The sequence below is a fragment of the Campylobacter sp. RM16189 genome (assembly GCF_012978815.1).
Taxonomy (GTDB): Bacteria; Campylobacterota; Campylobacteria; order Campylobacterales; family Campylobacteraceae; genus Campylobacter_A.
Genome location: NZ_LIWR01000044.1, coordinates 89,139 through 101,448 on the forward strand (window position 1 = coordinate 89,139; position 12,310 = coordinate 101,448).

A 12,310-nucleotide genomic window follows, 5' to 3' on the forward strand; every position below is an offset into this window, starting at 1 on the left:
TTAAATTTAAGCTAAAAGTTATTTAAAAATATTTTCAATAGCTTTTTTGCCGTAACCCACAGGATCGCTTCTAAGCGACTTTTCATTTTCGCTCATCACTTTAAATAGCCCATCAAGCGTCTTTCTCGTGATGTATCCGTTTAGATCCTCGCCATCGTTTGTTACATATTCGCCCATGCCAAGGCTTGAAGCCACAGATTTAACCGACTTCATACTCTCCGAGCCGCCAAGAGAATTTTTTACAAATGAATTTAGCCCGTTATAAGCGGTTGCAAAGCTGTTTTGACTCATCATCTTTTCAATGATCGGCTTAAATATCTTTTCAAGCTCCTTGCTTGAATTTTGTTGCAAAAATTTACTAAAACTATCATTTCCGCCGTTCATGATCTTTTTGACATCGCTTTCATTCATGTTTTTTATAGTTTTTGAAAAGACATCGGCAGCTCCGGGAACTGCGCTACTTGCGGCTTTGTTTATGGAAGCAACCAGCTCGTTTGCCCACTTGTCGCCGCCAACTTTCTTTGCTAAATTTGCAGCCGTTTGTAAGCTTGGCGGAAGCGGAATTTTAGCCGAGGCATTTTTGATAAATCCGTCATTTGAAAGCTCTTTTACGGCATACTCAAGAGCCGAGCTTACCATGCTTTTATAATCGCTATTTGTAGAGGCTTGATTTACGGCTTTAAGCCCGTCTCCAACCATTTTACCCCAATCCGTACCAAAAGCGCTTAAAGCAAAAAATAGCGCTAAAATCACGATTTTTTTCATAATAATATCCTTTAAATTTAACCCTGCAAGCATAAATTAGGCTTAGCAAGTAAATAAAATGATATTAAATTTTGGCTTTTCATCACTTGAAATTTATCTTTATACGCTAAATTTGCGCTCATAAAATATCAAATTTTAATTCCGTCAAATAAAGCCGAATTTTAATCTTAAAAAAATTAGTTTTAATGTAAAATTAGCCTTTTTCAGGAGAATTTATGGAGCTTTTATTATTAGCTTTCGCCCTTGCCATGGATAGCGTAGCACTCAGTATCGCAAGCGGTGCAAAATGCCGCGCATTAACCGTTTCGGGGGTCATTAAAGTCTCTTTTATATTTGGCTTTTTTTCAAGCTCTTATGCCATTTTTGGGATATTTTTTAGGGCTAACCTTCGTAAGCTTCATAGCTTCTATAGATCATTTTGTCGCATTTGGCATACTTTCATTTTTGGGTATCAAAATGATACTTGAGGCAAGAGAGCATAAAGACGAAGCCTGTTTAAATGACCTAGGACTAAAAGTCCTAACCATAGGCGCAATAGCTACGAGTATCGATGCGCTGGCTGTCGGAGTGACATTTAGCTTTGAGAATATAGACATCATTTATACTAGTATTTTGATAGGATCTATCTGCTTTATACTATGCGTTTTGGCGTGTTATGCGGGGAAATTTTTAGGTATAGTTTTAGAAAAAAAGGCTCTTATTTTAGGCGGAGTTATACTCATAGGCATAAGCGTAAAAATTCTCATCACCCATCTTTTAGACCATGGGTTCTTGGCTCATTTAAAGCCGTTTTGATTTTACGCTTACTATTTTATAACTCCGCACCAATAGGTAAATTTAGCCTATGCTACCGAATTTTCCGCTGTTATAATCATTAATAGCTTGGCGAATTTCATCTTTTGTATTCATCACAAACGGTCCATATCCGACAATCGGCTCATCTATAGGTTCGCCTGAAAGAAGCAGGATTTTTACATCTTGTCCGACTGCCTTTACTCTCACTTCACCGTCGCCTTTTTCAAAATTTACCAACTGAGCTTCGCCTGCGCTTTCATTGCCGTTAAAAATCGCTTCTCCGCGCAAAACAACCATAGAAAGCGAATGTGAAGCAGGTACGTTTATAACCGCTTCTTTGCCGGAATTTATCATAACGTCCCAAACATTCATCGGCGTAAATGTGCTCGCCGCTCCGCTTACTCCATCAAATTCTCCCGCTATGATCCTTGCTTGTCCCGCACCGTCTGCAAATTTGATCACAGGGATTGCTTGGCGCGATAAGTGCTGGTATTTTGCGGGAGTGTTTTTATGCTTTTTAGGTAAATTTACCCAGAGCTGAACCATCTCAAAAAGTCCGCCCGAACGGCTAAAATCCAAAGAGTGAAACTCCTCGTGCACTATGCCCGCACCCGCCGTCATCCATTGCACGTCGCCCGATTTTATAACTCCGCCGCCACCGCTTGAATCCTTATGTGCGACCTCGCCGCTATAAGCTATCGTTACAGTCTCAAATCCTTTATGCGGATGGTGTCCGACTCCTCTTGGAAAGTCCGTTAAATTCGGTTTAAAAACCTGAGGTGCAGCGTAATCAAGCATCAAAAACGGATCAGTACCGCGATCTTCGCCCATATGGCTAAAAAGCGGTTGAACTAAAAATCCGTCTCCGACCCAATGCGCACTATTTGATTTGTAAATTTTATTAACTTTTCTCATTTTTTATCCTTTATTTTATTTAAAATTTCGGTATTTTAATGCAGTCTCGTTAATATATTATTTAAAATCGGTAAATAAAAATTAAGATTATTAATCCAAACTTAAACAACTCTATTTATTAACGTATATCTATAAAATTTCACTCAAATTTGAATATAATTGTAAAAATTTAAGCGCGAAAAGGCTCGAAATGTTTAATTTTATATTCTCTTGGAAGTGCTATTTCTTACTTTTGATAATAGGAGTTGGCGGGTATCTCGCCGTGCCATACCTTGACGCGGCAGGCGCTCACAATGAAACGATAGAGGTGTTTAAGATACTAACTATGGCTATGGTAATGGGCATTGCCATATACCTGCTACTTGCGATTTGGGTGATACTTTTTAAAACTATCAGATCCTAAAGCAACTAATTTATCTCAAAGCGTCTTTTTTAAAAAGCCGTATATTTGGATACGAATTTAAAATTTGATATGAATTTTCAAGCTCTTTGCGTTTAGAGCTAAATTTAACTCGTCCGATTAAATTTAGCCGAACTGGGAGTTTTAATCCTTACCAAAACAACATAAAAGCAATGCGAATTTATCAAAACAAAAGACAATTAAATTTCTATCTCAATTCCCACGGGGCAATGATCGCTTCCCGTTATATCACTAAGTATAAATGCGTCCTTAAGGCGATCTTTAAGGCTTGCCGAAATGAAAAAATAATCAATCCTCCAGCCGACATTTTTAGCTCTAGCGTTAAATCTATAGCTCCACCACGAATAAGCATCCTCTTTGTCGCCGTGAATTTGTCTAAAAGTATCGATAAATCCGTGCTTTATAACCTCATCTATCCACTCTCGTTCAATCGGCAAGAAGCCCGAGGTCTTAGAATTCGCCTTTGGATTTTTAAGATCTATCTCGCGGTGAGCGGTATTAACGTCTCCGCAAAATATCACGTCCCTGCCTTCACGCACAAGCTCATTGCAGTAGGCTAGAAATTTCGCATAAAAATCCATCTTGTAAGCTAGTCTTTCATCATCCTTTTGCCCGTTTGGAAAGTATATGTTAAAAAGCACGATATTGCCAAACCTATGCTCCAAAACTCGCCCCTCATCGTCGTTAAAAAACTGCGATTTTAGAGTAGCTACCGGAAACTTACTAAGGCTCATTACGCCCGAATACCCTGCCCTGACGGCCGAATTTACGCTCACATCGCTAAATCCGAGCTTATAAATCTCGCTAGGCACATCAGCTTCTTTTACTTTTATCTCTTGAAGTCCTAAGAAATCGGGCTTAATCTCATCAAGCCAACTAAATCCGTCTTTGCTTGCGACCGCGCGAAGTCCGTTTACGTTCCATGAAATCAGTTTCAAATTTAGTCCTTTTTAATTGCAATTATACGCACTCAACCTAAATTTAAGAGTCTATTTTGATATAATTATTCAAAAATTTAAGGTCTAAAATTGAGAAATCAGCCAAAATACAAATTCTTTAAAAATTGGAGTTACGCGATCGCAGGACTAAAGGAAATTTTTAAAAACGAAAGCAGCTTTAGGCTTGAAATTTATATATTTTTGCCCGCTTTTATCTCTCTTTTGTTTTGGAATTTCGGCGCGGTTTTAAATTTATTTTTGATTTTTAGTATGGTTTTGGTTCTGGTTTGCGAGTGCATAAACTCCGCAATTGAACGTATAGTAGATCTTGCAAGCCCTGAAATTCATCCTCTAGCAGGTGCGGCAAAAGACGCAGGAAGCGCTGCGGTAATGATATGCAACACGCTTTGTGCAGGAGTGTGGATATATGCGATTTGGGATAAATTTTGAACTCGCTTGAAAGAGAAATTTTTGGCACTTTAATCGGCGAAAAGAAATTTGAGATAATTGAGTTTTTTATCCAAAATTTAGATGAAAACGGACTTATAAATTTCACAATTGCAGAAATTTGCAATGCTACAAATTCAAGCAAACCGACCGTCATAGAAACGATAAAACTGCTTGAAAATAGAAAAATTTTTAAGCGAGTAAAAAACGGAGTTTATGCGTTTAAGAATTTAAAATTTAATGATTTTTGATTTTAGTTTGTCTGAGATTAAAATTTACTTATATTAACTAAATGCAACCAGTCTGAACTTAATAGGTACAATCTTCTATTTACTCTTAATCTAATCAAATTTTAGCTGATTGCCTCAAAAAGGGCGCAAAACTAGGATATTTATAACAGAATCAAACTTAAATTTATATCTACCCTATATGCCTATTTATGATTTTTGTATCACAATAATTCAAAGATATATAAGTTTAAACGGATAATAGTATGAATTTATATTATAAACCGGCAGCAGATATAGCTTCGGCTTGATGGTGCGCTATAAGAGGTTCTATTATCTCGTCAAAAAGCCCGCCTGCCATGATGGCATCCAGTCTATAAAGCGTTAAATTTATGCGGTGATCGCTTATGCGATTTTGCGGGAAGTTGTAGGTGCGAATTCGACCGCTTCTATCTCCTGTGCCCACTTGGCTCTTGCGCTCGCTAGTCTCTTTTGCAAGGCGCTCAGCCTCTTGCATCTCATAAAGTCGAGCTTTAAGCACTTTCATTGCGGCCTCTTTGTTTTTGTGCTGGCTTTTTCCGTCCTGGTTGGTTACTACAAGACCTGTCGGGATATGTATGATACGCACGGCACTATCGGTTGTATTTACGCTTTGTCCGCCGTGTCCCGAGCTTCGCATAACGTCGATTCTTAAGTCATTTGGATTTATCTCTACTTCACTATCTTCAACCTCAGGCATGATTGCGACAGTAACGGCCGAAGTATGGACTCTACCCTGACTTTCAGTCTCAGGCACACGCTGAACTCTATGCGTTCCGCCTTCGTATTTTAGCCTTGAGTATGCGCCGTTTCCTTTTACGAGCAAGATAATCTCTTTAAACCCGCCCGTGTTGCCCTCGCTTTGGCTTACTACTTCAAATTTATATCCGCGAAGCTCGGTATAGCGAACATAGGCGTTAAAAAGATCGCCTACAAATAGCGCCGCCTCATCTCCACCGGTTCCAGCACGAATTTCAAGAAAGATGTTTTTATCGTCGTTTGGATCTTTTGGAAGAAGTAGAATTTTTATCTCTTCTTCAAGCTCGGCTTTACGGATTTCAAGGCTCTTTAGCTCATCTTTAGCAAGCTCGCCAAGCTCGTCGTCATCAAGTAGAAGTTTGTTTTCGTCAATGTCGGCTAAAATTTGCAAATACTCTTTGGAGGCATTTCTGATATCTTCTATACTTGATTGCTCTTTGGAGAGCTTGGTCATATTTGCGATATCTTGAGTGATTGATGGATCGCTTAGCAGACGAGAGAGTTCGTCATAACGATCCAAAAACGGTTGCAGTTTATTAGCTAACATTTAAAATTTAGTGATTAAGCCGCTGTGTTTAGAGTGTTTACAAGCTTCGCCAAGCGTCCAACGCGGCGTGAAGCTGTTTGTTTTTTCAAAAATCCTTTGCTAACAAAGCTATGTAGGCTTTTATTAGCTTCTTTTAGCGCTTTTAAAGCAGTCTCTTTATCGCCGGCTTCTACTGCTACACGTACGGCTTTTGTGATATTCTTAAGTCTTGTGCGATAAAATCTGTTTCTTTCGGTTCTTTTTATCGTCTGTCTAGCTCTTTTTTCAGCAGATTTATGGTTTGCCATAATATACCTTTTTCATAATTTTAGTCCGTGATTATATAAAATTTAGTTTTAAATAGCGCTTAATTTAAGTGAAATTTAAAGCAGTCAAAATTCACGTATTTAAATTTGTGAAATTTTGATAGAATACAACAAATTTTATCATAGATAAGGCAAAATAGCTTTTAAATCATGAAGGATAAATATGAAACTATTCGGTACCGACGGAGTTAGAGGCAAGGCGGGAGCTAAACTATCTGCGCAAACTTCCATGAGGCTGGCGATGGCTGCTGGAATTTATTTTCGTAAATTTGCTCAAGTTACTAATACCATCTTGCTTGGCAAAGACACTAGAAGAAGCGGGTATATGATAGAAACAGCCATCGTTGCGGGACTTACCGCGGTCGGCTATAACGTGCGCCAGATCGGCCCTATGCCCACACCTGCGATCGCATTTCTTACCGAAGATATGCGCTGTGATGCGGGTATAATGATAAGCGCTAGCCACAATCCATACTACGATAACGGTATCAAATTTTTTGATAAACACGGCAATAAACTAACCCAAGAGGCTGAAGCTGAGATAGAAAAAATCTATTTTGACGATGAGTTAATCGCTCAAAGCCAAAAACATATGCTTGAAATCGGCGCTTCAAAGAGAATTGACGACGTTATAGGTCGCTACATAGTTCATATCAAAAATTCCTTTCCGAAATCTTTGACTTTGCACGGAATAAGAGTTGTTTTAGACGTAGCAAACGGCGCGGCTTACAGAGTAGCACCGACGATATTTAGCGAGCTTGGCGCGGAAACCATCGTGATAAACGATGAGCCAAACGGAAGCAACATAAATCTAAACTGCGGTGCGCTCTATCCGCAAAATTTAGCAAGCGAGGTCGTGAGATTAAGAGCTGATATCGGACTTGCTTTTGACGGAGACGCCGATAGGCTTGTCGTGGTTGATGAAACGGGTGAAGTGGCAAACGGAGACGCACTTCTTGGAGTGCTTGCGATGTATCTTCATAAAAACAAAACTTTAAAAGGCGGCGGAGTCGTAGCAACCGTGATGAGCAACGCCGCGCTTGAAGACTACCTTACAAAGCATAAAATAAAGCTACTTCGCGCAAACGTAGGCGATAAATACGTCCTTGAGATGATGCAAGAAAACGGCATAAATTTTGGCGGTGAACAAAGCGGACATATAATCTTTTCAGATTATGCCAAAACAGGCGACGCGCTCGTGGCCGCAATGCAGTTTATCGCTTGCATGCTAACTCAAGGCAAAAAAGCAAGCGAAATTTTAAGCGAGATCAAGCCATATCCGCAAATTTTACTAAATTTAAAAGTCGCAGATAAAAAACCTCTTGAGAGTATAGAAGGGCTAAAAGCACTCAAAGAAAATCTCAGAAAAGACGGAATCAGACCTTTATTTAGATACTCGGGAACCGAAAATTTAATCCGCCTTCTGCTTGAAGGAAAATGCCCCGACAAAGTGCAAAAACGAATGGATGAAGTGGAAAAATTCTTCACTAAAGCTCTAAATGCCTAGAGTTTTGATCAAATTTTTTATAGCTTTTTTTGTCGTTTTTATAGCCGATCAGCTCGTTAAGCAAATTTTCTTAAACGGCTTTACCTGGCAGGGAGAATACTTCTCTTTGGTGCTTGCGTTTAACAAAGGTGTTGCCTTTTCGATGTTTGCAAGCCTTGGAGAGTGGCTTAAATTCATCCAAGTAGCTCTTATCGCAGCAGTTTTAGCATATCTTGTCTGGCAAAAAGAGATTTTAAAAGATCACACCATAGCTATTGGAATTTTGCTTGGTGCGGGCAGCTCAAACATTCTTGATCGCTTCGTGCACGGCGGAGTTGTGGATTATGTTTATTGGCATAAGTGGTTTAGTTTTGCTATTTTTAACCTTGCAGATGTTATGATTGATGTTGCGGTTTGCATTATCTTATGGCAAAGCTTTAAAAAGCCAAAAAATAGCGCCAAATGAAAGCCGAGCGGGTACTAGCAAGCCGGTAAAGTCGCATTTAAATTTTATAAATTTGATGCAAATTCGCTTAAATTTATAAAACTTAAAAAGGATGAAAAATGGGAAATAACGTATATATCGCTTATGCGCTTTGGCTGTTTTGCGGCTGGTTCGGGGCGCACCGTATATATCTTGGCAAATTTATCAGCGGATTTTTTATGATGACGCTGTTTTTTATGGGCTCGATGACATATTGGATACTGATAGGTTGGTTGTTTTGGCTGATTTGGGGTATTTGGTGGCTGTTTGATATATATCTTACGGGTGTTTATGTGGAGAAAAATTTGCAAAAAGACGAGCTTAAACACGAGCTTAAAAAGCAAGATCTCGAGGCTCAGCTCAAAAGGCTTTATGAGCTTTACGAAGAGGGCAGGATAAGCAAAGCCGAATTTGAAGCTAGAAAAGAAATTTTATTTAGATAAAAGGAGAGTAAATGGCGGAATACTATAATCTCATTAAGTATTTTCACTACTTGGCGTTTATATCGTGGATGGCTGTGTTGTTTTATCAACCGCGCCTATACGTATATCACGCAGAACATATGGATAAACCCGACTTCGTAAAGGTAGTCGAGGTTCAAGAGTATAAGATGTATCACTATGTAGGCTGGGTTTCTATCATCGGCACGTTTTTAACGGGAATTTTGATACTCGTGGCGATACCTGACCTGCTTAAAAGCGGATATGTACATGTAAAGCTTACCGTAGTCGTGCTGCTGGCGATATACCATCTTGATCTTGGCAGATACATGAAACTGCTTCGTGAAAAACGCTGTAACAAATCAGGCATGTTCTTTCGTGCATACAACGAGGTGCCTACTATAGCTATGGTCATCATCATCTGGATGATGGTCTATAAACCGTTTTAAATTTGACTCGATTTTCGAGTCAAATTTAAGCTATTAAGCTCTAGACTTCCTGGCTGCGGTTCTAACAGCATCAATTAAGGCAGAGCGAATTCCATGCTCTTCAAGCACTCTTAAAGCCTCTATCGTAGTTCCTGATGGCGAACAAACCTCATCTTTTAACTGCGCAGGGTGTTTGCCTGTTTTAAGAATCATATCAGCACTTCCTGCTACGCTAGCCGCTATTATTTCATAAGCCTTAGCTCTGGGCATCCCTTCTAACACTCCTCCATCAGCAAGAGCTTCTATAAGCATAAAAACATAGGCCGGTAAACTTCCTGCGATAGCGGTAAACACCGGGATTAGTTTCTCTTCTATCTCGTGAGTAGTTCCAAAACTTTGCAAAACTTTAAGCACGCTCAAACGCTCATTATCATTTAAATTTTCATTAAAACAAACAGCCGTTACACCCTTGCCTATAGCCGCGGGAGTATTTGGCATAGTTCGCACTATCTTTTTATCGCTTCCTAAAATCTCAGCAATCATCTCTATAGTAAAATTTGGTGCAACGGTAACGATAATTTGATTTTTGATATCTTTTTTAATCAAATTTAGCACACTTTCATAGCTGTTTGGCTTGATAGCAAGCACGATAATGTCTGAATTTTGAACTATTTTACGCTCACTATCAAGAGGAGTTATGCCAAATTTAAACTTTAAATTCTCATTTTTACTTCTATCATAAACAAAAATTTCACTTAAACTACAAATTTTAGAGTTTGTAATGGCGGCTATCATCGCAGATGCCATATTGCCACCGCCTATAAATCCTAATTTCATATTAATCCTTTCAATTATGCTAAAAAATATTGTGGATATTTGACTACCTAATTTGCCCGGCTCCTCGCACAATATATTTTGTAGTAGTTAGCTCTCTAACCCCCATCGGTCCTCTTGCGTGCAGTTTTTGAGTAGAAATTCCTATCTCTCCGCCAAAGCCAAATTCCCCACCATCACTAAATCTAGTAGATGCGTTTGCATAGACTACTGCACTATCTATCTCATTTAAAAACTTCTCTATATTTTCGTAATTTTCGCTTAATATACTATCTGAATGCCCGCTTGAATGTGAATTTATATGTTCTATCGCCTCATTTACTCCGCTCACCATTTTTACAGATAAGATAAGATCTAAAAATTCCGCTCCAAAATCGTCATCGCTAGCTAGTTTTACATTATCAAATCCATGATAATTTTCAAACAGTAAATCTTGCAAACGAATCTCCACTCCATCCAGCTCACTAATCAAATTTAGTAAAATTTTATCTACTACACTACTATGAAGCAATACGCATTCTACAGCGTTGCAAACACTTGGGCGCTGAGTTTTAGCATTTTTTATTATTTTTACGGCACTATCTAAATTTGCACTTTCATCCACATAGATATGACACACTCCTGCGCCGGTTTCGATGACTGGAATCGTTGCATTTTGCACGATAAATTCTTTGAGATTTTTGCCTCCTCTTGGTATCAAAACATCTATAAATTCGTGCATCTTTATCATTTGATTTACCGCTTCGCGATCCGTTGATTCAATCAGTTGAACTGCAAATTTTGGAAGCTTAAATTTTATCCCAACATCGTTAAATAAATTTACTAGAAATTTATTTGAATTTATCGCATTTGCAGAGCCTCTTAAGATGACAGAATTTGAGCTTTTAAGAGCTAAGGCAGCTGCGTCTATGGTTACATTTGGCCTAGACTCATAAATGATACCTACGACACCCAAAGGCACGCGGATTTTAGAAATTTGCATGCCGTTTTTATGCCTCCATCCGTCCAAAATCTCGCCGATAGGATCTGTAAAATTAGCCAGCTCTATCACACCTTTAGCCATAGCCTCTATTCTGGCATCACTTAATGTCAAGCGATCAAGCAAAGCAGGGGTTAAGCCGGCCTTTTTTCCGCTTTCGATATCAAGCAAATTAGCCTTTTTTATCTCATCTCTTTGTGCTAAAATTTCATTTGCAACAGCTCTCAAAATCTCATTTTTGTCTTCGCTTTTAAGTGTTAAAAGCTCTCTACTGGCAGCTTTTGAGTCTTTAGCAATTTTTAAAATTTCATCCACACTACCCTCCTAAACTAGCAGCAAATTATCAATATGCACGACATCATCGTCATATTTATGCCCTAAAATTTCCTCTATCTCCTCGCTCTTTCTGCCCTTTATTAACATAATTTCACTTGAAGAGTAATTACTTATACCCTTTGCTATAACATCTTTTACATTTAATATCTCAACTATCTGTCCGCGCTCAAATTCTCCGCTGACATCTTTTATGCCAACACTTAATAGACTTTTTCCGCTTTTTAGCGCTTTAGCTGCACCCTCATCGATAATTATTGTGCCTTTTTTGCTTGTGCCATATCCCAGCCAATATTTACGCGAACTAATCTTCTTGTCCTGCCTTAAAAACAGAGTTCCTATCTCCTCGCCTTTAACGGCTCTTATTATATTTTCAGGATTTTCACCATTTACTATTATCAAATTCGTGCCTATTTTAGTAGCCATTTGAGCGGCTATTATCTTAGTTATCATGCCACCTGTGCCAAATTTACTACCCTCGCCTTGAGCCATATTTTTAATATCTTCATTAATGTCTTCAACTAAATTGACAAATTTAGCATCCTTATAAACATTTGGATTTTTATCATATAGCCCATCTATATCGCTTAAAATTATTAACAAATCAGCATCTATAAGCCCTGATACAAGAGCGCTTAAAGTGTCATTATCACCGACCTTTAATTCGTCACTTACTACCGGATCATTTTCATTTATAATAGGAATTATTTTTTTAGCCAGAAGTGTGCTACATACGTTTCTTGCGTTTAAGTATCTATTTCTATCGCTAAAATCACTTCTGGTTAGAAGTAGTTGCGCTATAGTCTTACCATGCGCCCAAAATAAAATTTGATACAAATGTATTAAGGCAACCTGTCCTACCGATGCCAAAGCCTGCTTCTCATTTAATGTCTTTGGTCGCTCATTTATATTAAGCTCTCCCATGCCGGCACCAACGGCTCCAGAGGTTACAAGAGTGACTTCAAAGCCCTCGTCCACAAGTCTAGCTATACTTGCAACTATGCGTTTAATTTTCTCTTCGTTTAGTTTGCCGTTTGATTTAGTAAGAGTAGATGTGCCTACTTTGATCACAACTCTTTTGATATCTTTTAATGCTTTTCTACTCATTTTTTACCTTAAATTTTAAAAAAATTATATCTAAAAAAGCCTTATTTTAATTTTTTAATGT

16 protein-coding genes and 1 pseudogene are annotated in these 12,310 nt (G+C 38.4%); 8 read left to right on the forward strand and 9 right to left on the reverse strand.

Annotated elements, in window-relative coordinates; genetic code table 11:
• Positions 1 to 18: 18 nt before the first annotated feature.
• Together CDOM16189_RS08535 and CDOM16189_RS10040 are read right to left on the reverse strand one after the other, a co-directional pair.
• Complete coding sequence (locus tag CDOM16189_RS08535) at positions 19 to 765, reverse strand: DUF4197 domain-containing protein (protein WP_169976453.1); 747 nt, start codon at positions 763 to 765, stop codon at positions 19 to 21.
• Positions 766 to 958: 193 nt separating this feature from the next.
• Positions 959 to 1,081, reverse strand: a complete 123-nt coding sequence (locus CDOM16189_RS10040) for a hypothetical protein (RefSeq protein ID WP_349304353.1) — start codon at positions 1,079 to 1,081, stop codon at positions 959 to 961.
• On the opposite strand from CDOM16189_RS10040, the pseudogene CDOM16189_RS08540 reads away from it, so the two are divergent.
• Positions 1,035 to 1,560 (forward strand): annotated as a pseudogene (locus CDOM16189_RS08540) (manganese efflux pump MntP). The gene CDOM16189_RS10040 and the pseudogene CDOM16189_RS08540 overlap by 47 nt on opposite strands.
• A gap of 42 nt (positions 1,561 to 1,602) precedes the next feature.
• Here CDOM16189_RS08540 and CDOM16189_RS08545 read toward each other — a convergent pair.
• Complete coding sequence (locus CDOM16189_RS08545) at positions 1,603 to 2,475, reverse strand: pirin family protein (protein WP_169976457.1); 873 nt, start codon at positions 2,473 to 2,475, stop codon at positions 1,603 to 1,605.
• Between the two features lie 190 nt (positions 2,476 to 2,665).
• On the opposite strand from CDOM16189_RS08545, the gene CDOM16189_RS08550 reads away from it, so the two are divergent.
• A complete protein-coding gene (locus CDOM16189_RS08550) occupies positions 2,666 to 2,878 on the forward strand; it encodes a hypothetical protein (protein ID WP_169976459.1) in 213 nt (70 codons plus the stop codon).
• Between the two features lie 197 nt (positions 2,879 to 3,075).
• Here the strand turns inward: CDOM16189_RS08550 and CDOM16189_RS08555 are convergent, their stop codons facing one another.
• Positions 3,076 to 3,834 (reverse strand): exodeoxyribonuclease III, encoded by a 759-nt coding sequence (locus CDOM16189_RS08555; protein ID WP_169976461.1) that lies wholly within the window; start codon positions 3,832 to 3,834, stop codon positions 3,076 to 3,078.
• A gap of 90 nt (positions 3,835 to 3,924) precedes the next feature.
• Between CDOM16189_RS08555 and CDOM16189_RS08560 the strand changes: the two genes are divergently transcribed.
• Both CDOM16189_RS08560 and CDOM16189_RS08565 read left to right on the forward strand, forming a co-directional pair.
• Complete coding sequence (locus CDOM16189_RS08560) at positions 3,925 to 4,284, forward strand: diacylglycerol kinase (protein ID WP_169976463.1); 360 nt, start codon at positions 3,925 to 3,927, stop codon at positions 4,282 to 4,284.
• Complete coding sequence (locus tag CDOM16189_RS08565) at positions 4,281 to 4,532, forward strand: replication/maintenance protein RepL (protein WP_169976465.1); 252 nt, start codon at positions 4,281 to 4,283, stop codon at positions 4,530 to 4,532. Before CDOM16189_RS08560 ends, CDOM16189_RS08565 begins: the two co-directional genes overlap by 4 nt.
• 253 nt (positions 4,533 to 4,785) lie before the next feature.
• On the opposite strand, the gene prfA is transcribed toward CDOM16189_RS08565, so the two are convergent.
• The gene (gene prfA, locus CDOM16189_RS08570; protein WP_169976467.1) at positions 4,786 to 5,853 is read right to left on the reverse strand and encodes a peptide chain release factor 1; all 1,068 of its coding nucleotides are present in this window, start codon (positions 5,851 to 5,853) and stop codon (positions 4,786 to 4,788) included.
• A 14-nt stretch (positions 5,854 to 5,867) separates the two neighbouring features.
• Positions 5,868 to 6,140: a 30S ribosomal protein S20 gene (gene rpsT, locus CDOM16189_RS08575; RefSeq protein ID WP_169942906.1), complete on the reverse strand. Its 273-nt coding sequence runs from the start codon at positions 6,138 to 6,140 to the stop codon at positions 5,868 to 5,870.
• Between the two features lie 181 nt (positions 6,141 to 6,321).
• Here rpsT and glmM point away from each other — a divergent pair, with 181 nt between their 5' ends.
• The 4 genes from glmM (at position 6,322) to hemJ (ending at position 9,017) form a co-directional block, all read left to right on the forward strand.
• Entirely contained in the window at positions 6,322 to 7,665 is a 1,344-nt protein-coding gene (gene glmM / locus CDOM16189_RS08580) for a phosphoglucosamine mutase (protein ID WP_169976469.1), read from the forward strand.
• Positions 7,658 to 8,110 (forward strand): signal peptidase II, encoded by a 453-nt coding sequence (lspA, locus tag CDOM16189_RS08585; RefSeq protein ID WP_169976471.1) that lies wholly within the window; start codon positions 7,658 to 7,660, stop codon positions 8,108 to 8,110. Before glmM ends, lspA begins: the two co-directional genes overlap by 8 nt.
• 98 nt (positions 8,111 to 8,208) lie before the next feature.
• The gene (locus CDOM16189_RS08590; protein WP_169976473.1) at positions 8,209 to 8,571 is read left to right on the forward strand and encodes an NINE protein; all 363 of its coding nucleotides are present in this window, start codon (positions 8,209 to 8,211) and stop codon (positions 8,569 to 8,571) included.
• Positions 8,572 to 8,582: 11 nt separating this feature from the next.
• Positions 8,583 to 9,017 (forward strand): protoporphyrinogen oxidase HemJ, encoded by a 435-nt coding sequence (hemJ, locus tag CDOM16189_RS08595; RefSeq protein ID WP_169942910.1) that lies wholly within the window; start codon positions 8,583 to 8,585, stop codon positions 9,015 to 9,017.
• A gap of 33 nt (positions 9,018 to 9,050) precedes the next feature.
• Here hemJ and proC read toward each other — a convergent pair whose 3' ends face one another.
• Genes proC through proB form a run of 3 tightly spaced genes read right to left on the reverse strand, consistent with a single transcriptional unit; the run spans position 9,051 to position 12,249 of the window.
• Positions 9,051 to 9,833, reverse strand: a complete 783-nt coding sequence (gene proC / locus CDOM16189_RS08600; protein WP_169976475.1) for a pyrroline-5-carboxylate reductase — start codon at positions 9,831 to 9,833, stop codon at positions 9,051 to 9,053.
• Positions 9,834 to 9,876: 43 nt separating this feature from the next.
• Complete coding sequence (locus CDOM16189_RS08605) at positions 9,877 to 11,124, reverse strand: glutamate-5-semialdehyde dehydrogenase (protein WP_169976477.1); 1,248 nt, start codon at positions 11,122 to 11,124, stop codon at positions 9,877 to 9,879.
• Positions 11,125 to 11,133: 9 nt separating this feature from the next.
• Positions 11,134 to 12,249, reverse strand: coding sequence for a glutamate 5-kinase (proB, locus tag CDOM16189_RS08610; RefSeq protein WP_169976479.1), 1,116 nt, complete (start codon positions 12,247 to 12,249; stop codon positions 11,134 to 11,136).
• Positions 12,250 to 12,310 lie beyond the last annotated feature (61 nt).

Excerpts from the sequence above, each read along its gene's own strand:
- CDOM16189_RS08535 (WP_169976453.1), bottom strand. The coding sequence starts at position 765 with ATGAAAAAAATCGTGATTTTAGCGCTATTTTTTGCTTTAAGCGCTTTT.
- CDOM16189_RS10040 (WP_349304353.1), bottom strand. The coding sequence starts at position 1,081 with ATGACCCCCGAAACGGTTAATGCGCGGCATTTTGCACCGCTTGCGATA.
- CDOM16189_RS08545 (WP_169976457.1), bottom strand. The coding sequence starts at position 2,475 with ATGAGAAAAGTTAATAAAATTTACAAATCAAATAGTGCGCATTGGGTC.
- CDOM16189_RS08550 (WP_169976459.1), top strand. The coding sequence starts at position 2,666 with ATGTTTAATTTTATATTCTCTTGGAAGTGCTATTTCTTACTTTTGATA.
- prfA (WP_169976467.1), bottom strand. The coding sequence starts at position 5,853 with ATGTTAGCTAATAAACTGCAACCGTTTTTGGATCGTTATGACGAACTC.
- rpsT (WP_169942906.1), bottom strand. The coding sequence starts at position 6,140 with ATGGCAAACCATAAATCTGCTGAAAAAAGAGCTAGACAGACGATAAAA.
- glmM (WP_169976469.1), top strand. The coding sequence starts at position 6,322 with ATGAAACTATTCGGTACCGACGGAGTTAGAGGCAAGGCGGGAGCTAAA.
- lspA (WP_169976471.1), top strand. The coding sequence starts at position 7,658 with ATGCCTAGAGTTTTGATCAAATTTTTTATAGCTTTTTTTGTCGTTTTT.
- CDOM16189_RS08590 (WP_169976473.1), top strand. The coding sequence starts at position 8,209 with ATGGGAAATAACGTATATATCGCTTATGCGCTTTGGCTGTTTTGCGGC.
- hemJ (WP_169942910.1), top strand. The coding sequence starts at position 8,583 with ATGGCGGAATACTATAATCTCATTAAGTATTTTCACTACTTGGCGTTT.
- proC (WP_169976475.1), bottom strand. The coding sequence starts at position 9,833 with ATGAAATTAGGATTTATAGGCGGTGGCAATATGGCATCTGCGATGATA.
- proB (WP_169976479.1), bottom strand. The coding sequence starts at position 12,249 with ATGAGTAGAAAAGCATTAAAAGATATCAAAAGAGTTGTGATCAAAGTA.